We start from the raw sequence: 23,592 nt of genomic DNA, 5'->3' as shown, positions 1-23,592 counted from the left end.
GTTAATACGCCTTGTTCTCATCCACTCCCCTCCCCGTCGGTCGTCGCGGATGACCAGGCGCCGCCTCTTCATACTCGGCTGCGCCGCTGTCCTGCTGCTCCTGGTGATGGCTGCCAGCCTGGCGCTCGGCGCCACCGCCATCCCGCTGGCCGATGTCTGGCAGGCGCTGGGCCAGGGCTGCAGCGAGCCGGCCTGCCTGATCGTGCGCGAAGCGCGGCTGCCGCGCACCCTCGCCGGCCTGCTCGCTGGGGCGGCGCTGGGCGTGGCCGGCACCCTGATGCAGGCGCTGACGCGCAATCCCCTGGCCGACCCGGGCATCCTCGGCGTCAATGCCGGTGCCAGTTTCGCCGTGGTGCTGGGCATCGCCCTGTTCGGTGCCAGCGGCCCCGAGCAGTACCTGGGCTTCGCCTTCGGCGGCGCCCTGCTGGCCAGCCTGGTGGTGCTGCTGGCCGGCATCGCCGGTGGCGGCGGCTTCAACCCGATGCGCCTGGTGCTGGTCGGGGTGGCCCTGGGTGCCATGCTCGAAGGGGTCAGCTCGGGCATCGCCCTGCTCGATCCCCAGGTCTACGATCAGCTGAGATTCTGGCAATTCGGCTCCCTGGACGTGCGTCAGCTCGAGCTGCTGCGCAGCGCCAGCCTGCCGGTGCTGGGGGGCGTGGTCATCGCCCTGCTGCTGGCCCCAGCGCTCAATGCCCTGAGCCTGGGCAGCGATCTGGCTGTGGCTCTCGGCACCCGGGTCCGCCAGGCCCAGTTGCTCGGCCTGCTGGCCATCACCCTGCTCTGCGGGGCCGCCGCGGCCGCAGTCGGTCCCATCGCCTTCGTCGGCCTGATGGTGCCACACCTGGGTCGCTGGGCCATCGGCGAAGACCATCGCTGGCTGCTGCCTTTCGTCCTGCTGTTCACCCCCAGCTTGCTGCTGACCGCCGACATCGTCGGCCGCCTGCTGGTCACCAATGAGCTGCGCGTCTCGGTGGTGACTGCCTTCCTCGGCGCGCCCCTGCTGATCTGGCTGGCGCGCCGTCAGCGCCAGGGAGGTCGAGCATGAACCGCCCCGGTCGCCTGCGTCTGCCCGGCGTGCTGCTCGCCCTACTCGGCGGCGCCCTGCTGCTGGCCTTGTTCGCCCTGGGCAGCGGCAGCCTGGCCCTGAGTCCCGCCCAGGTGTTGGCCGCCCTGCTCGGCGAGGCACCCCGCGGCATCGAACTGGTGGTCACCCAGTGGCGACTGCCGCGGGTGGCCCTGGCACTGCTGATCGGCGCCGCCCTGGGCCTGAGCGGCGCGCTGTTCCAATCACTGCTGCGCAATCCCCTCGGCAGCCCGGACATCATGGGCTTCAACACCGGCGCCTACAGCGGTGTGCTGGTCGCCCTGGTGCTGTTCCAGGCCAGCATCCTCTGGAGCACCACCGCCGCGCTGATCGGCGGCCTGCTCAGCGCCGCCCTGGTCTATGCCCTCACCTGGCGTGGCAGCGGCGTGGATACGCTACGCCTGATCATCGTCGGCATCGGCGTGCGCGCCCTGTTGATGGCGCTCAACACCTGGCTGATCGTCCACGCCTCCCTGGAAGCCGCCTTAAGCGCCGGCCTGTGGAGTGCCGGTTCGCTCAACGGTATCACCTGGGCCAAGGCCTGGCCGGCGGTGGTCTTCATCCTGCTGGCAGGCGCGGCCAGCCTTGCGCTCAGTCGCCGGCTGTTCCTACTGGAGATGGGCGACGATACCGCCTGCGCCCTGGGCGTGCCGGTGGAGCGCACCCGGTTGTCGCTGCTGGGACTGGGCGTGGTGCTCACCGCCGCCGGCACCGCGGTGGCCGGCCCCATCTCCTTCATCGCCCTGGCCGCGCCGCAGATCGCCCGTCGCCTGACCGGCACCCAGCGCCTGGCGTTGCCGGCCGCAGCCCTTACCGGCGCGGTGCTGCTGCTGGGCGCGGATCTGGTCGCCCAGCGCCTGTTCCTGCCTTATGTCCTGCCGGTCGGCCTGGTCACGGTGAGCCTGGGTGGGCTCTACCTGATCGGCCTACTCATCTGGGAGTCCCGCCGCTCATGAACGACGCCCCCGCTTCGCGCCTGCACGCCGAGCGCCTGACCCTGGGCTACGGCCACAAGCTGATCGCCGAAGACCTCTCGCTGACCATCCCCGATGGCGAGCTGACGGTCATCATCGGCCCCAACGGCTGCGGCAAGTCGACCCTGCTGCGCACCCTGAGCCGGCTGCTGGCACCCAGCAGCGGCCAGGTCTGGCTGGACGGCCAGGCGATCCAGAGCTATCGCACCAAGGAGGTGGCCCGCCGCCTGGGCCTGCTGCCGCAGAGCTCCCAGGCCCCGGGCGACATCTCGGTGCGCGATCTGGTGGCCCGCGGGCGCTATCCGCACCAGACGCTGTTCGGCGGCGTGCGCGCCGACGACGAGCGCGCGGTGAACCACGCCATGCAAGCCACCGGTGTCTTCGAGCTGGCCGACCGGGCGGTGGACACCCTTTCCGGCGGCCAACGCCAACGCGTATGGATCGCTATGGCCCTGGCCCAGGAAACCCCGCTGCTGCTGCTCGACGAGCCCACCACCTGGCTCGACATCACCCACCAGATCGATCTGCTGGAATTGCTGCAAGACCTCAATCGCCAGCAGGGCCATACCCTGGTGATGGTGCTGCACGATCTCAACCACGCCTGTCGCTACGCCACCCACCTGGTGGCCATGCGCGACGGTAAGGTACTGGCCACCGGCCGCCCGCGCGACGTCATCACCCCGGCACTGATCAAGGCCGTCTACGACCTGGACTGCCTGATCATCGACGACCCGGTGGCTGGGACACCCATGGTGGTGCCCCTGGCGCGGCGCTAGCCTGCGGCGAGCATCCAGTCCCGGAGCAACTGCCCATAGAGCGCGGTGCCCTCCTCCAGTCGCTGCACCTCGCAGTATTCGTCCACCTTGTGCGCCATGCTCGGCTCGCCCGGCCCCAGGATCAGGGTGGGCGGATCCTTCAGCGCGGGCAGCAGCACGGCGGCATCGGTGAAGTAAGGCACCACGCTGGCGGGCAGCGCCTCGCCATGCAGGGTGGCGCAGCGCTCGAAGACCTGCCGCACCCAGGCGTCGCCGGCATCGGCGCAGACACCGGGCAGATCCACCAGGACCTCCAGCTCCAGATCGCTGCCCAGGTGCTCGGCCAGTCGTCGCTGGATGTCGGCATGGTCCAGGTTCGGTGCGGTCCGCAGATCGAGGGTGAAGGCGGCACGATCCGGCACCGAATTGATGTTCAGCCCACCGCTGACGGTTCCCACATTGAGCGTGGGTTGGCGCATGAGTGGATGCGCCGGCCCGACGGCGAAGGTACGCGCCTGGCCAATGGCCTCGGCCAGGCGGTAGATGGCGTTCTCCCCCTCCTCGGGCATGGCGCCGTGGGCAGTGCGGCCATGGGCCGTGCAGCGGAGCCAGAAGGCCCCCTTGTGCCCCAGTACCGGCCGATTGGCGGTTGGCTCGCCCACCAGCAGCGCGCCCAGTTCGCCAAGCAGGTGCGGTGCGTCCCGGCACAGCGCCCGGGCGCCGTCACAGCCGGTTTCCTCACCGCCGGTGAGCAGCAATCGGACGCCAGGCCCCTGGGCGATGACCTCGCGATTGCGCTGGCAGGCGACGATGAAGGCGGAGATGCCCGCCTTCATGTCGCTGGCGCCGCGACCATAGAGGCGCCCTTCGGCCACCTCGCCGGCGAAGGGCCCGTGGCGCCAGGTGCCATTGCCCAGGGGCACCACATCCAGGTGCCCGGTAAAGCCCAGCGGCTTGCCGGCCCCGCGCCCCGGTAGCCAGGCCACCAGGTTGCAACGTCGTTCGCCGAAATGCTGCAACTCGCAGTGGAAGCCCGCCTCGCGAAGCGTCGTGACCAGGAACCGCGCGCAGGCTTCTTCATCGCCCGGCGGATTGAGCGTGGGAAACCCCAGCAGCGCTCGGGTCAGGGCCAAAGGATCGTCGAGCATGGGGGATCTCCAGTCGGACTACGGGTGATCAGGCGCGCCTCGAGAGCCAGTCCAGGCAGTTGAGCCAGAAGCGCCGATAGGCATCGCCGGCCAGGAAGTCGTCGGGCATCCAGTGCATCGACATGTCGCTGGTCCAGACCAGGGTACGCCCCTGGCCAACTTCCCGGGTCGCCAGCAGTGGATGACCGCTGCCCGCGACGCTCGCCACGAGCTGGGCGTCCGGATGCAATTCCACCTCGTTGTAGCCCAGCAGATAGGACCAGTCCTGCGGCAGGCCACGCAGCAACTCATGCTCGCCGTGCACCTCTGGCGTGAAGCCCTCGGGCACCTCGATGCGGTCGTCATAGGGCAGGCAACGCACCGGCAGCACCTCTTCCACCGCCGTGCCGCGATAACGGGCACCCCCGTTGATGCCCTGGAAGCTGTAGTAGCCACCGACCATCATGAGCGCGCCACCCTGCAGCACGTACTCGCGCAGCGCCGTCAGGCGATTCGGCGTGCGGCGGCTGCGCAGCCAGGTATCCGGATGCAGCAACAGGCTGTTGGCACCGATATCCGACAGGATGATCACCTGGTAGTCGCGCAGGGCCTCCAGCGTCGCCGGAAACTCGGTTTGCGCCTGGTCGGCGCACATCTGGGTGACGGCATAGTCGCTGTCGGCCAGTGCGGTCAGCAGGCGCTGGGCGCCATTGTGGGCGGTGACGGAGGCGAACTGGTCGAAGCCCTTGATATGGGTCGCGGTGCTGACCCAGGATTCGCCAGCGAGCAGAACGGACTGTTTCATAGGTTCTCCGGTTGCGGGACTTTAGGCCGATCGAACGCGCTGGAAGACGCGGCGCGGGTTGTCGATCAGCAGGGTTTCCAGTTGCGCCCCCGTGACGCCGTGGCGGCGCAGACGCGGGACGAAGTGCTTGAGCAGGTAGCCATAGCCGTGGCCGCCGTAGCGGGTGAGCATGGTCTTGAGAAAGACGTCCTGGGACAGCAGCAGGCGCTCGCCGTAGCCGGCCTCCAGCAGACCGACGAGGGCGCGGGCGTTGTCTTCGTCGGACGGCGACTGGGCGGCCTCGTCGGCAAAGTAGTAGCCCATGCCGATCATGTCGTATTCGAGGAAGGCGCCCCGCTCCGCGAGTCCGTGCTGGTAGTCGAGGTCGCGATGACTGGGATTCATGTGGCAGAGCACCACGTGGTGCAGGTCGGCGCCCTCGGCGGCGGCGATGTCCAGCACCCGGTGGCCCAAACGCTCCCAGCCGGGCAGATGGACCGCCAGGGGCACCCCGGTGAGGCCGCTGGCCCGGGCGGCGGCGCGCAGGGATTTTTCCTCGCTGGCGGTAAAGGCGGCCGACACCCCGATCTCGCCGATCAGGCCGGCGATGACCTCCGGCTTTTCCGCCGCTCCGCCCACGTCGTGGACGATCTGGGCGGTGAGTTCCTCCACCGAGCGCTCCCTGACATAGGCCGGGTGCGAGGGCTCCAGGTAGAAACCGGCGCCCATGATGATGTTGAGACCCGTGAGCCGCGCGATGCGCTGCAGCGCCTGGGGATCGCGACCGATGCCGAGGTTGGTGGGATCGACCACCGTCTCCCCGCCCAGGGCGCGATATTTCAGCAGCTCGGCGCAGGCCAGCTCCACGTCGAACAGCTGGCAATTATCGCGGCTCACCAGCGGATTCATATGCAGCTCGCCGAGCAGTTCGATGCTCACCGGCTGCTCGGCCAGGTGTCGCTCGCCGCAGCAACGGGGTGGCACCCATTTGCCGGAGGCGTCGAGCAGGATGTGCTCGTGCATCAGGGTCACGCCCAACCGGTCCACCGGCAGCGGGCCAAGCACCGTCATGGCATGGCCGCTGTCGACCCCGACCGGAAGCGGCTCGGGATGGCGAAACAGACTCATCCGCCTACCCTCCCCAGCGGGCGGCCGGTCTTGAGGATGCGGGTGTTCAGCCAGATGGCCAGCAGCACGATGGCCCCCGTGGCGATCTGGGTATAGAAGGGCGACACATGGGCGAGGATCAGGCCGTTCTTGATCACCGCCATGGTCAGCACGCCCAGCAGGGTGCCAAGGATGGTACCGAAGCCGCCGAACAGGCTGGTGCTGCCCAGCACCACCGCCGCGATGACCTCCAGCTCGAAGCCCTCCCCCTGGTTGGAGGAGCCACTGCCTAGTCGTGCCGTCACGATCATCCCGGCCAGCGCCGCCGCCATGCCGCTCAGGACGTAGACGCGCAGCAGCACGCCGCGGGTATTCACCCCTGCCCGGCGGACACTTTCGGCATTGGCGCCGATCCCCGTGAGATAGCGGCCGAAGCGCATCCTGCCCAGCAGCAGCATGCCGCCTAGCACCGCGAAGAGCGCGAGCCATACCGCCAGCGGCAGTCCCAGCACCCAGCCGCGACCGAGCGCGAGAAAGGCGCCGAGTTCACGGGGAACCGGAATGGAGTAGCCCTGGGTGATGAGCAGCGCCAGGCCGCGAATGATGGTCAGGGTCGCCAGGGTCACGATGAACGCCGGGATTCCCGCGTAGGCGATGAAGTAGCCGTTCAGCGCGCCGATCAGCGCCCCCACCAGCAGGCCGCCGGCCAGCACCACCGGCCAGGGCAGCTGCCAGGTGTTGAGGCCGAGGGCGGCCAGGGCACCCACCAGGGCCAGGGTGGAACCGACCGACAGGTCGATGCCACCGGTGGTCACCACCAGGGTCATGGCCACGGCCACGATCAGCAAGGGCGCGTTCTGGCGAATGACGTTGAGCAGGTTGCCGCTGCTTAAGAAGTTGTCGGTCACCAGCGCGAACAGCAGGCAGCAGAGGGCGAAGAACAGCGCGATGCTGGCCACGCCGGGATAGTCGTGCAGCAGGCGGCGCAGCGGTGACTGCACCACCACGCGCTGTCGGGTCAGGTCGAGGGTATTCATGAGATCCTCCGATTCAGGCGCAGGCGGAACGGGCGGTGAACTTGTGGCCGACGATCAGCTCGACGATCTCGCCCAGACTGGTGTCGGCCACCCGGCGCTCGGCCAGGTTCTGGCCCTCGTACATCACCATGATGCGGTCGCAGACCAGGAAGAGATCCTGCAGCCGGTGGGTGATGAGGATGACGCTCACCCCCTGGCGGCTGATGGTGCGGATCAGCTCCAGCACGGCCTCGACCTCGGCCACCGCCAGGGCGGCGGTCGGCTCGTCCATGATCAGTACCCGGGGTTCGAAGGCCGCGGCACGGGCTATGGCCACGGCCTGGCGCTGGCCGCCGGAGAGGTGGCGCACCTGGGCGCGGGTATCGGGCAGGCTGATGCGCAGCCCCTCGAGGATGCGGCGCGCATCGGCGTGCATCTTGCGCTCGTCCAGCAGCGGCAGCCCGAGCAGCCGGCGGCGGGGCTCCCGCCCCATGAAGAGGTTGCCGGCCACGTCCACGGTGTCGCACAGGGAGAGATCCTGATAGACCATCTGGATCCGACAACGCTGGGCATCCGCCGGGCCCTGGAACACCTCTTCGCGGCCGTCGATGCGGATGCAGCCACTGGTGGGCAGCACCGCGCCGGAAAGAATCTTGGTCAGGGTCGATTTGCCGGCGCCGTTGTCGCCGACCAGCCCCAGGACCTCGCCGGGCTGCAGGGCGAGGTCGACGCCGCGCAGGGACTGGATGGAGCCATAGCTCTTGGTGATGCCGGTCATGCTGACCCGGGGAACCGTCGTCGCAGTGTCCATGCTGGGTCTCCGCTACTTGAAGTCGGCGCGATAGGCATCCAGGTTTTCCCGGGTGACCAGGGTCACCGGGATATCCTGCTGCTTGGTGACCTGCTGGCCGGCGAGCAGCGCCAGAGCCGCCTCCACTGCCGCCTTGCCCATGCCCCGGGTGTTCTGCTGCACCACCACTGCCACGGAGCCGTCATCCAGGCCCTGGACGGCCTGAGGCGACAGGTCCCAGCCAAAGATCCGGGTGCGCTCGCCGCTGCCCTGGGCGACGCTGGCCGCCACGGTGCCGATCAACGCCGGCTCGCCGGTGGCATAGACGATCTGCAGATCCGGATTGGCGGTGAGCAGATTTTCCGCGGCGCTCTGCGCGGTGTCCTGCACGTTGTTGCCATCCACGGTACCGACGATCTTCGCCTTGGGCGCACGCTGGGCCAGCCCCTCGCGGAAGCCGTCCAGGCGCAGGTTCTGCACGTAGGAACCCAGGGCTCCCACCACCCCGACCTTGGCCTCGCCACCCAGCTCTCGGGCGATGTAGTTGCCGGTGTATTCCCCCAGCTGGCGAGCCGCGGCGCGGTTGTCGACGCCGACCTGCACCTGGTTGTCGCCATTGAGCACGGCGTCGATGGCCACCACCGGGATGCCGGCCTGGACCGCCGCCGAGACCGCCGGCTTGATGCCGTTGACGTCGATGGCACAGACCAGGATGGCGTCCACCTTGTCCTGGATATAGGCCTCGATGGCGTCGTTCTGGGCGGAAGGGTTGTCGTTGGCGTTGAACACCACCAGTTCGGCGCCCGCCGCCTTGGCGGCGGCCTGGGCACCCTGGGTGATCTGGGTGAAATAGAGCGCCTGCTGATTCACCTGGACCAGTGCCAGCCGCTTGGCCGGTGCCGCCTGGGCACTACCGGCCAGGCCCAATCCGAACACCATCAGCATGGAAGCGAACGTCTTGCCGAATCGAAGCATCTCCATCCTCCTCTACCCTGCCAGCGGATGTGGCAGCGGCTAGTAAACCGGTTTACTAAACAGGCCAAAAAATAGAACCGGGAAGGTTCTGCTGGAAAGGAAACAGCACAAGGCGTGCCAGCAGCGACTGGAGGATCCTCTTCCGCTGCCAATTCAAACGGTTACTCAAACCCCCCTGCGCAGAGCCTCTGGCCGGACAGCCACCGGAGTGCTCCACGACTGGGCAGAATGGAAACGCCAGGTGCTACCTTGGGGCAGGCGCTGGGGCGACCGAGCCGCGTTCCACCAGGGCCACGGCGACCCGCTGCTCCCCCACTACCGGCTGCCCGGCGAGCACCGCCAGCAGGGCTTCGATTCCCTGGCGACCCAAGTCCCGCGCCGACTGGCGCACGGTACTGAGCGGCGGCGTGAGCAATTCCGCGTAGGGCGCGTCGTCGAAGCCGACCAGGGACAGGGCAGCGGGAACCGCCAGGCCGCGTTCGCGCAGGGTATCGAGCACCCCTACCGCGATGAAGTCGCTGGCGGCGAAGATCGCCTGAGGCGGCTCCGGCAGATCCAGCAGGGTCGCGGCCGCCTGACGCCCGAAGTCGCGGCTGTACTCCCCCAGCAGCAGATAATCGGAACGCAAGGGTATTCCGGCCGCGGCCAGGGCCCGCTCATAGCCCTCGCGCCGCTCCCTCACGCTCATCACCGCTGCCGGTCCGGAGACATGGGCGATGCGCCGATGCCCCTGGCGGATCAGATGGTCGGTGGCCAGTCGGCCGCCGGCGACATTGTCGGCGAAGACCTTGGGCATCGAGGTACCCGGGACATCCTCGTCCAGCAACACGATCTCCCGGTAGGCGCCCAGTTGCGCCGCCAGCGTCCCGTCATCCGCGCGGTTGGTGATGAACAGCAGACCATCCACGCGGCGCGATCCCTTCCAGTGGACGTACTGGATTTCCCGCGCCGGATCGTTGCGCGTCAGGCAGAGCACTAGGTTGTAGCCATGGGCGAAGGCCGTGGCCTCGGCGGCATCGGCCAGCTCGGCGAAAAAGGGGTTGGCGATGTCCGGCAGCACCAGCCCGATGGTCTCGCTGCCGCCCTTGCTCAAGCGTTGGGCCAGGCTGTTGCGCCGAAAGCCCAGGGCCTCGATGGCGCCCTCGATACGTTGCGCCGTGGCGGGCGGCAGGCTCAGGCTGTGATTCAGGTAGCGCGAAACGGCAGACTTGGACAAGCCTGCCTGCCGGGCGACATCCTGAATGGTCACGCTTTTCGCCATGGATCCACCTGCAACGAGAGAAGGAGCGGCCTGGCCGATCATCTCTCCTGCCCCGCCCAGGCTTCACACCTTGCCTGAGCGGGGAGTCGCCGTCGAGCCGAACGCGCGAGCCTTCACAGGGCCTTCAACGCCCGATTCAGCACCGGGCCGATCTGCGCCAGCTGGGCCGGGGCGATGATGTCGACGTGGGCGCAATCCACCTCGTGGGCCTGCAGGCGGGTGATCCAGGGCGCCCAGGTGGCCTTGACGTCCATTCCCGCCGGCAGGGTGCGCCGGGCGACGAACATCAGCGCCTCGCCGTCGAAGCGGGCACTGCGCGCCGTGGCCAGCAGCCGCACCGAGTCGGCGTAGTTGCCTTCGATGGTGGCGAACAGCTCCGCCCCCTCCCCCAGTGCCGGATCGGCCAGGCCCTGCTGGGCCGCCAGGAAGGCCTCGCGCTCGCGATTCACCTCGGCCAGCACCTCCGGGTCCAGCTCGCGCTGGCCCTCGCGTTCCTGCCAGTTCTGGGTTTCCGGCGGATAGGTGTCGAGCAGGCCGAGGAAGGCCACCTCTTCTCCCATCGCCTGCAACCGTGCCGCCAGGCCCTGAGCCAGGGTGCCGCCCAGGGAATAGCCGAGCAGATGATAAGGGCCGTGCGGCTGCATCTCGCGCAGGGTGCGCAGATGGTGCTGGATGACGGCTTCCAGATCGGCGCCCTGCGCCAGTGGCCCGTCCGGCCGTGGCGACTGGATGCCGAGCAGCGACCAGCGCGGATCGAGATGGCGCTGTAGCACGCTGAATTGCCAGGCGAAGCCCGAGGCCGGGTGGAAGCAGAACAGCGTCGGTCCGTCGCCTGGGCGCAGCGGCAGCAGCGTCTCGAAGCCGGCACGGGTCGCGCTGGCCGCATCCTGCTCCAACTGCTGCGCCAGGCGGGCGACGCTGGAGGCCACCATGATCTGACCGATGGACACCGGCCGCCCCAGGCGCCGGCGCAGCGTGGCCGCCAGGGACATGGCCAGCAGCGAATGGCCGCCCAGGGCGAAGAAGTCATCGTCCGCGCTGACGATGGCGCAGCCGAGCACCTCGGAGAAGGCTGCCGCCAGGTCGCTTTCCAGCCCCGGCGCCAGGGGCCGGCTGGCGGCCCTGGCCACGCCCTGGGGCGGCGGCAGCGCCTTGCGATCCAGCTTGCCGGTGGCGCCCAGGGGCAAGGCGTCCAGCTCCACCAGGGCCACCGGCACCAGGTGCGGCGGCAGGCTTTCGCCCAGGCGCGCACGCAGGCGCTCCAGGTCCAGCACGGCGCCGGACTGGGCGACGAGATAGCCCACCAACTGGCGGGCATCGCCGCCGGTGGCATTGATCGCCTCGCCGAGCACCCGGGCGTGGGTCACCGCCTGGGCGACGCCGGGCAGCGCCAACAGGGCGTGGTCGATTTCCGCCAGCTCGATGCGCTGCCCGCGCAACTTGACCTGGTCGTCGCTGCGGCCCAGGTATTCGACGACACCCTCGGGCAGCCAGCGCGCCACGTCACCGGTGCGATAGAGACGTTCGCCCTGCCCATCCGGCGCGGCGATGAAGCGCGCGGCGGTCAGCTCGGGGCGGCCCAGGTAGCCATCGGCGAGTTGCACCCCGCTCAGATAGAGTTCGCCCGCCACACCCGGCGGTACCGCCCGCAGACGCTCGTCGAGGATGTGCAGCCCGGTGTTCCACACCGGCTTGCCGATGGGCACGCTGCTGCCGCTGACGGCCGCCAGGGCGGCGCCATGGGCGGGATGATAGGAGACGTCGACCGCGGCCTCGGTGGGACCATAGAGATTGTGCAGGGGGGCGCCGACCCGGCGCTCCCAGGTACGGGCCAGCTCGGTGGGCAGGGCTTCGCCGCTGCAGAACACCTGGCGCAGGCTGGCACAGCGGGCCACCGCGGCCGGCTCGTCCAGGCTGGCGACGAAGGCCGCCAGCATCGAAGGCACGAAATGCACCGTGGTCACCCGCTCGCGGGCGAACAGTTGCTGCAGCGCCGCGGGATCGCGATGGGCTTCGGGCGGCGCCAGGTACAGCCGGGCGCCCACCAGCAGCGGCCAGAAGAATTCCCAGACCGAGACGTCGAAGCTACTCGGCGTCTTCTGCAGCACCGTATCCCCCGCGCCGATGGGATAGCTGTCCTGCATCCACAGCAGGCGGTTGACGATGGCCGCATGGCCGACCACCACGCCCTTGGGGCGGCCGGTGGAGCCGGAGGTATAGAGCACATAGGCCGGATCGCTGGAGCGCGGCCCTTCGAACACCGGCGCTTCGCCCAGCTCCTCCAGAGGCGCGTCGAGGATCACCGTCTGAGCGTCGCTGAGCCCCGGGAAACGTCCACGTTGACTGGCATCGGTCACCAGCACCCGGGGCCGGGCATCGTCGAGCATCAGTTGCAGGCGCTCGTCGGGATAGCCGCTATCCAGCGGTAGGTAGGCGGCGCCCAGTTCGAGTGTCGCCAGCAGCGCCAGGGACAGGAACACCGAACGCGGCAGGGCCACCGCGACGATGTCGCCGCGACCGACCCCGACCGCGCTCAGGCGTTGGGCCAGGGCCAGTACCTGCTGGCGGGTTTCGCGATAGGTGAAGGCTAGCTGCTCGTCGGCCAGCGCCGGAGCTTCCGGCGTGCGGGACGCTTGCTCGGCCAGTAGTCGCGCCAATGTGGTCGCGGGTAAGGCGCGTTCGGTGGCATTGATGTTCGCCAGCCAGGCACGATCCGCCGTCCCTAGCAGCTCCGCCTCGCCCAGGGTGAGCCCTGGCTGTCCGGCGAACTGCTGCGCCAGCAAACCGAAGCGCTCCACATGCCCTTGCAACAGGTCGGCGGCATAGCGCTCGGCGTTGCCCAGCAGCTTGATGTCCAGAGCGCCGCTGGCTTCCAGGTAGAGGGCGATCTCCAGGTCGCGCACCGGCCCCGAGGCCAGTTCGTGGGTGATGCCCGGCACCCCGGCGAAATCCAGCGCGAAATCGAACAGCTTGAGATTGATGACTGGTCCGGTCAGGGGTTCGGCATCGCCCGGCCGACCGAGATCGCGGGCGATCTGTTCGGCGTCGTAGCGCTGGTGGCGACGCACCTTCTTGAGTTCGGCGCCCAGCACGGCGGCGAGTTGCGGCAGCGTCTGGGCCGAGTCGGTACGCACGCCCAGGGGCAGGACGTTGAGCGTCGCGCCACCGGACTTGAGCGCCACTGACCCCATGCGCCTCATGAAGATGAAACCGGCGCTGAAGGCCGGCTGGCCGCTCAGACGGGCGAACCAGGTCGCGGCCAGGGCCACCGCCAGATCGGCCGGTGTCACGCCCTGGTCTTTACCCTGCTCGGCCAGTCTGGCGAAGACCGCGGCGGGCACCCGAGCGCGGGCTTCCACCACCCGCGGCGTGGGCACCTGACCCGCCAGGCCACCGGGTGCCAGGGAGGCCGCCGGCGGCAAGGCCGCGCCGCGCTCGCGCCAGAAGGCTTCGTCGCGCTCGCGGACGGCGGATTGCTGGTAGTCCTGGTATTCGCGCACCACCTCGGCAAAGGAAACGAAGGGCGAGGCTTCGGCCGTCTCACCGCGCACCTTGGCGCTGTAGAGCGCCGCGACGCGCTTGGCCAGGGCGGCGAAGCCATAGCCATCGATCAGCAGGTGATGATAGCGCTGGTACCAGAACAGGTGATCGTCACCCAGTTGGTAGAGGCGATTGAGCCATAGCGGACCGCCGCTGGTGGCGCGCAGGTCGCCGTCGAGGTCGGCGCGGATGGCCGCCCGCGCCGCGCCTTCCGGATCGGCCGTCCCACGCAGGTCCAGCCACTCGGGCACAGGGATCGCCGCATCGCTATCGATCCACTGCACCAGCTCCCCTTCGCGCTCGGCGAAGTTGAGTCTCAGGCTGTCCAGCTCGCCCAAGCCCTGAACGATGGCCTCCACGAGTGGCGCGGCCTGGACGGAGCCTCGCAGTTCCACCAGGTGCGCCACGGCGAAGGCGTTGGCGTGGGGCGACAGCTGATCGGCCATCCAGATGCCGGGTTGGGCGGCGACCAGAGGCAGCTCGATGATGGCAGAAGGGGCAGAGAAAGACACGATGACTCCTATAAGGAAGGGGCGGCGGAGACGACTGGGCGGATGTCGCGCCAATGGCTCGTCAGCCAGTCGTCGCAGGCTGCGCGCGGTGCCGGGCCGAACACTGGCGTCCAACCGGGCGGGCACTCCAGGAGCTGCGGCCAGAGGCTGCACTGGCCCTGGGCATTGCGCAGAATCAGCAGGATCTGCTCGGGGTCATCGAAGGGATTGAGAGCGTCCATCGGACCTCCTGGGGCAAAGGATTAGCGTTCGGGCGCGACCAGGGGTCGCCAGAGCTGGACCAGGCCGTCGAGCAGGCCGCCGCGCCACCAGAGGGCGTCGTGGCCGCCGTCGATCTCGCGATAGTCGAGTTCATGGCCCTGCTCGCGCAGGCGCGGAACCAGGGCCCGGGAGGCTTCGAGGATGGCCGGTTCGCGCAGCCCGGCCTCCATGAACAGCCGCAAGGGGTGCGTGCTCCCCTGCCCGCTCGCCAGCGCCTCGAACAGCCGTCCCGGCGCGCCCCGCTGTGGCCACCAGAAGGACCCGGACTGGCTCAGGGCGCAGCCGAAGCGCTCCGGCCAGTGCAGCGCAGCGTAGAGCGCCGCCAGCCCGCCAAAGCTCTGCCCGGCGACCACGGTAGAGGACGGCGACTGCGCATGGGGCGCCCAGTCACACACCTGCGGCAACAGCTCTTCCTGCAGCGCCAGCCAGAACGCCGGATTGCAGGGCAACTCGCTGCTGCGCAGAGCGCGGTCGCTGTTGTCGATCAGCAGGTAGACCGCCTCCGGCAGCAGGCCGGCATCGGTGAGCTGCTGCAGCGGCGCGCCCACCGGCATCGTCTGCGCCCAGAACTGGCCATCCAACAGAATGGCCAGCGGCCGTTCATCAGGGGTGGTATTACCGGTAGTGAACAGCCAGACGGGTCTACGATTGCCCAGGCGCTCGCTGTCCCACAGATGCTGTTGCAAGGCGGGCGAGACGGCTGGCGCTACGTCGACATCGAAGCCGGCCCAGGCCGACTGCGGCGGCGCCTCGGGCAGGTGCACTCCCGACACCGCCAGGCCACGACCGCCCTGCCAGGCGCGGCGCGGATTGAGGGGATCGGCCTGGGCCAGGGGAAAGACGCTACGCCACCAGAGACGGATACCCTGGAGGTCGGGCTGGGCCTCACTCTCGAACGGTGCCGGCTCGTCGGTGGGGATCAGGCAATAGCTGCCCCGCCAGCGACCGTCCAGTTCGGTCTCCCAGGCCCAGACATCGGTACCCGGCAGACGCTGCAGGCTCTGCGGCAAGCCTGGCTGGTGGTGATCGGTCACCCCGGTGATATTGAGCCAGACCCGCTGGGTGCCGGACGCTATACCTTCGAGATCTCGCCACAGAAAGGTCAGGCGATAGCGCCCGCCCTCGGTGGGTTCGATCAGCGGCGTACCCCGCTGGGCCACGGCCTGCCACCAGGGCTCGCGGCCCACATCGTCACGCTGGAAGAAGGAATCGTTCATCGCGTTACAGTACATCGTCTGGATGGATCGTCGGCGGCGACCCCAAGGTCACCGATCCTGGGAGCTCTGTCCGGGCGGCGGCCTGAAGCGCCGCCCGGACAGAAGTATCATCAGAAGTCGTAACGCGCCCCGACCATCACGCTACGCGACGGCCCCTGGAAGTTGAAGGTGGAGACCGAACCCACGCGGGACCAATAATCCTTGTCGAGCAAGTTGTTCACGTCCAGGGTCGCGGTGAGTTGCTTGGTGACCGGGTAGGCGAACTTGGCATCGACAATGGCATAGCCAGGCGCAGATACCGTCACGCCGTTGTTGGTTTGCGAGAAATCACTCATCGCCGTCACCCCAGCGCCGAGGCTGAGGCCGGTCAGGGGTCCGCCAGCCAGCGTGTATTTGGTCCAGAGCGAGGCCATGTGCTTGGGCATGGTTTCGAAGAGCGTGTTGGCCACGCCACTGAGGTTTTCGGTGCGCATGTAGGTGTAGCCCGCGAGCACTTCCCATTGGTCGGTCAGCTTGCCACTGGCCTCAACCTCGGCGCCCTTCACCCGGGTCTTGCCGGAGTTGGTGTAGGAACCAGTAGCGGTGCCATTCGCATTGATTAGCGCGGCGGCGCGATTCTCGTCGGTGAGCTGGAATAACGACAGACGGGTATTCAGGTCGCCGTGGAAGTAGCTGCCCTTGATACCGGCCTCGTATTGTTCGCCTTCACGCGGATCTATGGGGCTGCCATCCGCTTCCAAATAGGCGGTCTGCGGCTTGTAAACCCGCGAATAGCTGGCATAGAGGGAGTGGTTGTCATCAAGGTCATAAACCAAGCCGGCATACGGGGTGACATAACCGTTGTGTGTCTGATCGGCGGGCGCGTTGCGCTCGGCAGCCGTTGCCGTGGCGAAAGTCCTAGTGTTCGCCTCCCCGCGGTACCAGCCCACTCTGGCCCCACCGATCAACGCCAATCTTTCGAAGGGACGGAAAGTCAGCTTGGAATAGAGCCCGAACTCCTTCTCGTCGCTGGTGATCCGGGTCTGATAGCTCTTCGCCGGTTTGGCGAACAAGGTAGGCGTGTAGGTAGCCAGATTGACGCTGCCCAGATTGATGGTTCCGTTGAGATAGTCGGTGTCGTAATGCTTGTAGTCGGTGCCGACGACGAACTCGCTGACTTGACCCAGTGCCTCGAACGGCTGGCTGTAACTAGCATCGAGAGAGTAGGCATCCTGCTCGAAATCACGATCGCTGGCCTGAAGTCGATAGGCGTTGTTGTTCTGCGCCGTGAACGCATACAGGTAGTCGGTTTCCCGATGCGAGGCCCGCGCCGCTACCCGTCCGTAACCGCCATTGTCGAATCTGTGGGTCAGCTCGAAGATGCCATCGGTGGTCTGGCCGTCGAAGTAGTTCCAGTCGGCGCCGAAGAAGCGCGAATGGCTGAAGTCCAGCAACTGGCCCTGGGCATTGGTGGGGAAGCCATTGTTGGGGGTGATGTTCTTGACCTGATGGATCAGGCCGAAGGAGATCTGGGTGGCGTCGGACAGGTCGATGTCCAGGTCGCCGTAGTAGCTCTCGTTGGTGCTGGCGTTGTAGTCCACCTCGCCATTGGTATCGGCGCGGGAGGCGACGAAGCGACCGCGCACGTTCTTGCTCTCGGTGAGCGGACCGGCCAGGTCGATTTCCTGGTAGTTGGTATCCCAGGAGCCGTAGCGCCCGGTGATGTGCCCCTGGAAGTCCTCGGTGCCGCGCTTGCGCACCATGTTGACGATGCCACCCAGCTCGCTGGTGCTGTTGAACAGCCCCGAGGGCCCGCGCATGATCTCGACCCGGTCGAAGGGCGAGAGGATCGGCACGGTACCGAAGATGCTGGTCATGGGTGCCGGCAGGCCGTCGATGTTGTATTCGTCGTACTCGTAGCCGCGGGAATAGATGGAGGAACGGCCACTGTCGTTGGTCAGCACCCGCAGCCCGGCGGTGGACTTGGCCAGGTCGTCCAGGGTGTTGAAGTTGCGATCCTTGATGTAATCGTTGGTGTACGAGGTGATCGACTGGGGAATGTCACGCAAGGCGGCTGGTGTCTTGGTGCCCACGGTCGCCGAATCCACGGTGTAGCCGCCGCTCTGCTCCGAAGGCGCCATGTCGTAGAGACGGTTGCCCTCGATGGTCAGGGTGTCCAGTTCCGTGGCGTTCTGCTCGGCCACCGTGGCGGCCAGAGCCGTCAAGGGAAAGGGTATCAGCGCACCGACCAGCAGCAACTGACGAAGGACGCCGCACGCAGGGCGGACGGGCTGGCAGAGGGTTCCTTGGGCGTTCATGGTGATCCTTGTGACCGTGGCGCTGCAGCGACGCCGTACACGTAGGCTGCACTCCGCGAGACTCGCGAGGGCCAGCACTTTAAATGATAAAAACTCTCATTATCAAATGTTACGTGTAGTGAAGCGGCCTGACGTGGCGAACAGGCGCAAGCCATGACGTCCGTCGAGCGGAGTCAGGGTGCAGGGCAGGAAGAGCGCGACGGGCAGCAGGAACGCGCGCAGGGCGCTAGGCAGGCGGGATCAGCGAGGGTAATCCGGGACGAAACGGCAGAGCTCAGAGGCCGGAGACGGCGGGCGTCTTACCCGCTACCTGACCGAGAGTCGGGCTGGGCAGCCGACAGACGATTTCGCCGATGGCATTCATCCGCGCCAGGCCGCCGTCGCCCTTGCAGGCATGGTAGTCGGCCAGGTGTTCGGCAGGCGAATTGCGCAGGCCCTGGTCACAGGCGACCAGCAACGCGATGGCGGCCAGCACCAGCGCCACGACTTCGATGGCGGGGCGGGTACGATACCAACGGATGGATCGCGAAGGGCTCATGGCGACTCCTGGGCGTGGGCGCGGGGGCAGCTCCTCTTGAGGAGCGCCGGACGCCCTACTTTAATCACCCTGGCCCCAATGTAAACAGCCGTTGCTCGGCGGACGAACAGCTGTGCCCCTGGCGCGGAACCGCTCTGCTCCGCCGTTAGCCTCGCGGCCCGGCCTGGGGGCCTTCGCCCAGGGTCGCCCCGGCGAAGAACGCTGGCGCGCGCCAGCGAAACAGCAGCATGAGCGCCAGCCCCAGCAGGAAGATCACCAGGGCGATGACGAACACCAGGCCGATCCCACCGATATGGGAGCCGCTGCCGAAGTCGGGGGAAAGACTATCGACCGCCGTCTGCAGGAAGATGACGGCCAGCGCCAAGCCACCGAGCAGCGGGCAGAGTCCGCGCAGCAAGAAGTGGCGCAGGCTGTCCACCAGGCTGTGGCGGAAGAACCAGACGCAGGCGAAGGCCGTCAGGGCGTAGTAGAAACAGATCATCATGCCCAGCGCGGTGATGGTGTCCGCCAGGACGTTGTCACTGAGCAACCGCATGCTGACGTAGAAGACGCCAGCCGCAAGGCCCGCGCACAGGGTGGCGAAACGCGGGATCTGGGCGCTACTGACGCGGGCGAAGCGCTTGGGCAGCGCGCGATAGTGGCCCATGGCGAACAGGGTGCGCGCAGGGGTGATGAAGGTCGACTGCAACGAGGCGGCGGTACTGGCCAGCACCGCGACCGACATCAGGATCGCCAGAGGCCCCAACACCGGCCCGGCCAGGTGGGCGAAGACGTTCTCCTGGATCGCCGGATTGCCCAGTCCCAGGCCGGACTCCTCCACCCCGGCGAAGGTCAGGGTGGCGATGGCGGTCAGCAGATAGAGCAGCAGGATCAGCAGCACCGTGCAGGTAGCCGCCCGCCCCGGCACCGCATGGCTGCTGACCGCCTCCTCGGTCACCGTGAGGCACACGTCCCACCCCCAGTAGACGAAGATCGACAACGCCAGCCCCGCGGCGAAGGCGGAGAAGGATTCGATGGCCAGCGGATTGAACCAGTGCCATTCGAAGCTCGGCACCCGCGCCTCGCGCTCCAGGGTGAAGGCCGCCACGCAGAAGCCGAGCAGCACCAGTACCTGGAGGGCGACCAGCGCATATTGCACCCCTAGGGTGGTCGCCAGCCCACGGCAGCAAATCCATACCGCCAGGGCGATGAACAGGCAACAGGTCAGGACATTGAGCCACAGCACGCCGCTGAGCTCGGCCAATTCCGGCCGCCCGAGGGCCTGGGCGAGAAAGAGGTAGAAGAAATCCACCGCGACCCCGGCCAGGTTCGACAGCACGATGGTGGTCGCCGCCACCATGCCCCAGCCACCGATCCAGCCGACGGTAGGACCGAAGGCCCGTGCCGACCAGGTGAAGGAGGTACCACTGTCCGGATCGGCGGCGTTGAGTTCGCGATAGCCCAGGGCAACCAGCAGCATGGGCAGGAATCCCACCAGGAAGACCGCAGGCAGCTGGGTGCCGACCTCGCGGACCGTCGGCCCCAGGGCGCCGGTCAGGGTGTAGACCGGCGCGATGGTGGAAATCCCCAGCACCACGCAGGCTAGGAAGCCGAGACGGCCCTGGGCTAGCCCCTTGTTGCCCCTGGGTGCCGCGACCGCTGGTGCCTGTTCGGTGATCCGCTCGCTCATGGCCTGGCCTCCTGGTGTAGGGTCACGTCATCAGGCGCACGCCGGCCTGTCGGCGCTGCCCACCTTGCCCTGCCGTGACGCCAGGGCGCTCGGATCTACCTCAGGGGGTATTCTTGTCGGGCGCCTTGATGTAGCCGGGCACCGCCGAATCCGGTGGCGCCTGGCGCCCCTCGTTGGCGGCGGCAGCATTGGCCTGGGAGCGATCCTCCTGAGCCTTGGCCTGCTCCTGGGTCGCGCGCTGGACCTGGCCTTCGGCAGCGTGGCCCTGGGCGTTCTCGGTATGCGCCTGAGCATCCCGCGCGTGGTCTTCGGAGGTCTTGTCGCAGGCGGCGAGGGTCGTGGCGGCAGCCAGCAGGAACGCTGGCAGGAGAAGCTTCGACATCGGGTATTCCCTTGAAAAAATGGACACTTCACAGACCCGCGCCACCCCGGGTTGGTTTCGGCTGAGCGTCCCGTGATTTGCCACGCGAGATGTCTAAATCAAGGGTGAGGCCGGCTTCGCCGGTCGCCGCCCCCCGCCGAGGCCAGCCGCTCCGCCCGGCGCTGGTCGGCCATAACGCACCTCACGGGAGCGCGACTCCTCCAGGGCCAAGGTGACCGCCTGCCAGCGCAGCTCCGACTCTCCCCTTCTCCTGCCCGGCGCCCGTTCTGGCCGCGGGCGATCTGCGTCTATCCCGAGACTTCTCCGGCAGCCGCGCCGGGGACAACGCCGCTCATCCTCATACCAACACCGGCCATCCGCCACTTTATGTGACCCGCATCACTTTTTGCGGTTTCGGTAGTCTCTACAACCGAAGCGGTGCACTGTATTGCCCCCCGATCTCGCTCCTTTCCTACCGGATACCTCACTGATACGCGCCTAGGATCCCCGATCCGGCGTTCGAGCGGTCGTCCGGTGGAGTCGTCAAGAGCCAGGTCCACACGGCAAATGATAATGATTGCAATAACCAAACCCGGCGAATTTCGCTGCGCGCGACGCCCTCTCCTCGATGGTCTTTCTCCAGGTAGCCCCAATGTCCACGACCGGCTCGAATCTGTTCACCAACCTCAGCGTGCGCGCCAAGCTTGCGCTCGGCTTTTCACTGCTCATCGGCATGATCCTGCTGGTGGCTTATACGGGCTGGCGGGCGACCGACACGCTGCGCGACCGCAGCGAGCGGATCACCGACATCGCCAGCTTCAGTACGCTGGCCAGGAACATGCGGATCGAGCGGCTGATGTACATCATCAAGGGCGATGACGCCCAGGCCGCGAAATGGCTCGCGGCGCTGGACAAGACCGAAGCCCAGTTGCAGAGCATCACGCCCAACTTCACCTCCAAGATCAACGAGGCGCTGATGAGCGAGACGGGCGCCACCCTCAAGCGCTATCGCGACTTCTACACCGAGGTCGTGACCGCGACGCGTGAGCGTGAAGCCCTCCAGAAGCAGGCTACTGCCTCGGCCGAAACGGCCAACACTCATCTGCTGAGCCTGGCCGAGGCCGCCAACGCCGAGGGCGGCCGCTTCGAAGATCGCCAACAACTGGCGGCGCTCTTCATCGGCCTGCAGAAGATGCGCATCAGCCTGCGCAGTTATGCGGCGACACCGAGCAAGGAATCCGAAGAGGCTGCACGCAGCGCCATCGATAGCGTGCGGACCCAGGTCAAGGCGCTGGCTAGCACCGGCCTACCGAGCGATCTCCAGAAGAAACTCGAAGGTGAGATCGATGGGTACCAGCAGCGCTTGCAACAGCTGGCCGTCCAGCAGGCGAAGGTAGACGAAGGCCAGGCCGGCATCTCGGCATCCATCACCTCGATCCTCGCCAACTCGGACAAGTTGACCGCGATCCAGAAGGAATTCCAGGGCGAGGACGTCACCGGCGCCCGACAACTGCTGCTGGTATGGCTGGCCATCGCCGTCGCCCTGGGCCTGCTCGGCGCCTGGCTGATCACCCGCTCCATCGTGGGCCCGCTGAAGGACACCGTGGCGCTCGCCGAAACCGTGGCCAACGGTGACTTCACCCATCAGCAGGAGGTGACCCGCAAGGACGAGCTGGGCGCGCTCCAGGCCAGCATGCAGCGCATGACCCTCAACCTGCGGCGGCTGATCGGCGACATGAAGGATGGCGTCGTCCAGGTGGCCAGTGCGGCCGAACAGCTCTCGGCGGTGACTGAACAGACCAGCGCCGGCGTGCAGTCGCAGAAGGTCGAGACCGACCAGATCGCCACGGCCATGCAGGAAATGACCGCCACTACCCACGAGGTCTCGCGCAATGCCGGGACGGCAGCCAAGTCCGCGCTGGAGGCCAGCCAGCAAGCCCTGCAGGGCGACCAGGCCGTCACCAAGGCGGTGACCCAGATCGAACTCCTCGCCACCGAGATGGAATCGACCAAGACCGCCATGGCGACCCTGCGGAGCCACGCGGAAAGCATCGGCGGCGTCCTGGATGTGATCAAGGCCGTGTCCGAGCAGACCAATCTGCTGGCGCTGAATGCTGCCATCGAAGCCGCGCGCGCCGGCGAAGCGGGTCGCGGCTTCGCCGTGGTCGCCGATGAGGTCCGCGGACTCGCTCAGCGCACCCGTTCCTCCACCGACGAGATCGCCCAGCTCATCACCGGCCTCAACCAGAGCACCGATCGCATGGCGGCGGTACTCGACCAGAACGTACAGTTGACCGAAAGCAGCGTCGGCCTCTCGCGCGAAGCCAGCGAGATGCTCAAGCGCATCACCCGCTCGGTGAAGGACATCGAGTCCATGAACGAGCAGATCGCCTGCGCGGCCGAACAGCAGAGCGCCGCCGGGGAAGAGATCAGCCGCAGCGTGACCAACGTCCGCGACATCTCCGACCAGACCGCCGCGGCCAGCGAAGAAACGGCCTCCTCCAGCATGGAGCTGGCCCGCATCAGCGTCAGCCTCCAGGAGATGACCCGCCGCTTCAAGGTCTGAGGCAGGTCGGAATGCTCCCGCGGTGCCTGGCCTAGAACACCGCCAGGCTGTCCATCACGGCGCTGTAGATCGCGGTGCCATAGGTCAGGACGCCCAGCGGCACCCCGACCGCCGCGCCGACGATCAGGGCGCAGAGCAATATGGCCAGCACCGGAATACCGAAGGGGTGATACTCCAGCGACTGGCCGCCGCTGGCTTTGGCCTGGCCCTGGGGCGCGGCGGTGCTGGCCGCCTTGCCGCTCCTGGATTGCTCGCGCGAGGGTTGGCCGGGTGGCAGCCGCGCGGGATGGGCCTTCCCCTCCAGTTCGATCAGGTCGGCGATATCGGCCAGGGTGCCGTTGTTACGGGTGATCTGCTGGTGGGCCGCGCGGAGCGAATCGGGCTTGGCGCTGCGGCCGGCGGCGCGGGGAGGTCTACGTGAGGCGGTCATAAGGGGCAATGACTGAGGAGACGTTGAGTGGATCTTAGTCTGGCTAATGATGATGAACATTACCAATGCCAAGGCGACCTGTGTAGTGGCTTTTTGCCACCAACGAGTAAGGCATAGGTAGCGGTCAGCCCTCATGGCTGGCTCGGCAATGCAAGGTCTTCCGGGCGTCGCTGGCCGATTCCGGTTTTGGGTATAAGCTCAACACTGAGCACCCTTCATTCAGCGTGAATTATCGCCCTGAGGCCCTGGCGCTTCTCTCACGCTGGCTCCGCCTCAGCGGCTACCACCTCCGCCCAAGGTTGTTCGTCGCCGGCTCAAGACGTCGGCC

The 23,592-nt window shown here is 67.5% G+C and carries 19 protein-coding genes; 4 read left to right on the top strand and 15 right to left on the bottom strand.

What is annotated here, in order from left to right; translation table 11 throughout:
- The first annotated feature begins 49 nt into the window (after positions 1-49).
- Genes fepD through QZ471_RS03130 form a run of 3 tightly spaced genes read left to right on the top strand, consistent with a single transcriptional unit; the run spans position 50 to position 2,834 of the window.
- Positions 50-1,045, top strand: a complete 996-nt coding sequence (gene fepD, locus QZ471_RS03140) for a Fe(3+)-siderophore ABC transporter permease (RefSeq protein WP_295460828.1) — start codon at positions 50-52, stop codon at positions 1,043-1,045.
- Positions 1,042-2,040, top strand: coding sequence for an iron-enterobactin ABC transporter permease (gene fepG, locus QZ471_RS03135; protein ID WP_295460827.1), 999 nt, complete (start codon positions 1,042-1,044; stop codon positions 2,038-2,040). The genes fepD and fepG overlap by 4 nt, the downstream gene beginning before the upstream one ends.
- Positions 2,037-2,834, top strand: a complete 798-nt coding sequence (locus QZ471_RS03130) for an ATP-binding cassette domain-containing protein (protein ID WP_295460826.1) — start codon at positions 2,037-2,039, stop codon at positions 2,832-2,834. The genes fepG and QZ471_RS03130 overlap by 4 nt, the downstream gene beginning before the upstream one ends.
- Here the strand turns inward: QZ471_RS03130 and QZ471_RS03125 are convergent.
- The 14 genes from QZ471_RS03125 to QZ471_RS03060 form a co-directional block, all read right to left on the bottom strand.
- Entirely contained in the window at positions 2,831-3,961 is a 1,131-nt protein-coding gene (locus QZ471_RS03125) for a M20 family metallopeptidase (RefSeq protein WP_295460825.1), read from the bottom strand. The genes QZ471_RS03130 and QZ471_RS03125 overlap by 4 nt on opposite strands.
- Positions 3,962-3,989: 28 nt before the next feature.
- Positions 3,990-4,745 carry a glutamine amidotransferase gene (locus QZ471_RS03120; RefSeq protein ID WP_295460824.1) on the bottom strand — a complete coding sequence of 252 codons (756 nt, stop codon included), beginning with the start codon at positions 4,743-4,745 and terminating at the stop codon, positions 3,990-3,992.
- A 21-nt stretch (positions 4,746-4,766) separates the two neighbouring features.
- Complete coding sequence (locus tag QZ471_RS03115; RefSeq protein WP_077172451.1) at positions 4,767-5,852, bottom strand: phosphotriesterase-related protein; 1,086 nt, start codon at positions 5,850-5,852, stop codon at positions 4,767-4,769.
- A complete protein-coding gene (locus QZ471_RS03110; protein ID WP_295460823.1) occupies positions 5,849-6,868 on the bottom strand; it encodes an ABC transporter permease in 1,020 nt (339 codons plus the stop codon). Before QZ471_RS03110 ends, QZ471_RS03115 begins: the two co-directional genes overlap by 4 nt.
- Positions 6,869-6,881: 13 nt before the next feature.
- Positions 6,882-7,658, bottom strand: coding sequence for an ATP-binding cassette domain-containing protein (locus QZ471_RS03105; RefSeq protein ID WP_295460822.1), 777 nt, complete (start codon positions 7,656-7,658; stop codon positions 6,882-6,884).
- A gap of 12 nt (positions 7,659-7,670) precedes the next feature.
- A complete protein-coding gene (locus tag QZ471_RS03100) occupies positions 7,671-8,612 on the bottom strand; it encodes a substrate-binding domain-containing protein (protein WP_295460821.1) in 942 nt (313 codons plus the stop codon).
- Positions 8,613-8,856: 244 nt separating this feature from the next.
- The gene (locus QZ471_RS03095; protein ID WP_295460820.1) at positions 8,857-9,873 is read right to left on the bottom strand and encodes a LacI family DNA-binding transcriptional regulator; all 1,017 of its coding nucleotides are present in this window, start codon (positions 9,871-9,873) and stop codon (positions 8,857-8,859) included.
- Positions 9,874-9,986: 113 nt separating this feature from the next.
- Positions 9,987-13,925 (bottom strand): enterobactin synthase subunit F, encoded by a 3,939-nt coding sequence (locus QZ471_RS03090; RefSeq protein WP_295460819.1) that lies wholly within the window; start codon positions 13,923-13,925, stop codon positions 9,987-9,989.
- 8 nt (positions 13,926-13,933) lie between these two features.
- Positions 13,934-14,146: an MbtH family protein gene (locus tag QZ471_RS03085; protein WP_295460818.1), complete on the bottom strand. Its 213-nt coding sequence runs from the start codon at positions 14,144-14,146 to the stop codon at positions 13,934-13,936.
- Between the two features lie 21 nt (positions 14,147-14,167).
- Entirely contained in the window at positions 14,168-15,403 is a 1,236-nt protein-coding gene (fes, locus tag QZ471_RS03080; protein ID WP_295460817.1) for an enterochelin esterase, read from the bottom strand.
- A 110-nt stretch (positions 15,404-15,513) separates the two neighbouring features.
- Positions 15,514-17,700: a TonB-dependent siderophore receptor gene (locus QZ471_RS03075; RefSeq protein WP_295460816.1), complete on the bottom strand. Its 2,187-nt coding sequence runs from the start codon at positions 17,698-17,700 to the stop codon at positions 15,514-15,516.
- Between the two features lie 274 nt (positions 17,701-17,974).
- Entirely contained in the window at positions 17,975-18,238 is a 264-nt protein-coding gene (locus QZ471_RS03070) for a hypothetical protein (protein ID WP_295460815.1), read from the bottom strand.
- Positions 18,239-18,383: 145 nt separating this feature from the next.
- Positions 18,384-19,907: an APC family permease gene (locus QZ471_RS03065; protein ID WP_295460814.1), complete on the bottom strand. Its 1,524-nt coding sequence runs from the start codon at positions 19,905-19,907 to the stop codon at positions 18,384-18,386.
- A 100-nt stretch (positions 19,908-20,007) separates the two neighbouring features.
- The gene (locus tag QZ471_RS03060; RefSeq protein ID WP_295460813.1) at positions 20,008-20,289 is read right to left on the bottom strand and encodes a hypothetical protein; all 282 of its coding nucleotides are present in this window, start codon (positions 20,287-20,289) and stop codon (positions 20,008-20,010) included.
- 631 nt (positions 20,290-20,920) lie between these two features.
- Here QZ471_RS03060 and QZ471_RS03055 point away from each other — a divergent pair.
- On the top strand, positions 20,921-22,834 hold the full coding sequence (locus QZ471_RS03055) for a methyl-accepting chemotaxis protein (protein WP_295460812.1): 1,914 nt from the start codon (positions 20,921-20,923) through the stop codon (positions 22,832-22,834).
- A gap of 31 nt (positions 22,835-22,865) precedes the next feature.
- Here QZ471_RS03055 and QZ471_RS03050 read toward each other — a convergent pair whose 3' ends face one another.
- Complete coding sequence (locus QZ471_RS03050; RefSeq protein WP_295460811.1) at positions 22,866-23,264, bottom strand: hypothetical protein; 399 nt, start codon at positions 23,262-23,264, stop codon at positions 22,866-22,868.
- Between the last annotated feature and the right edge of the window lie 328 nt (positions 23,265-23,592).

Origin of the sequence: uncultured Pseudomonas sp. (genome assembly GCF_913774235.1) — a bacterium.
GTDB lineage: Bacteria > Pseudomonadota > Gammaproteobacteria > Pseudomonadales > Pseudomonadaceae > Chryseomonas.
Note: the sequence above shows the minus strand (reverse complement) of the source record. Positions and strands in the feature narration are given on the sequence as shown.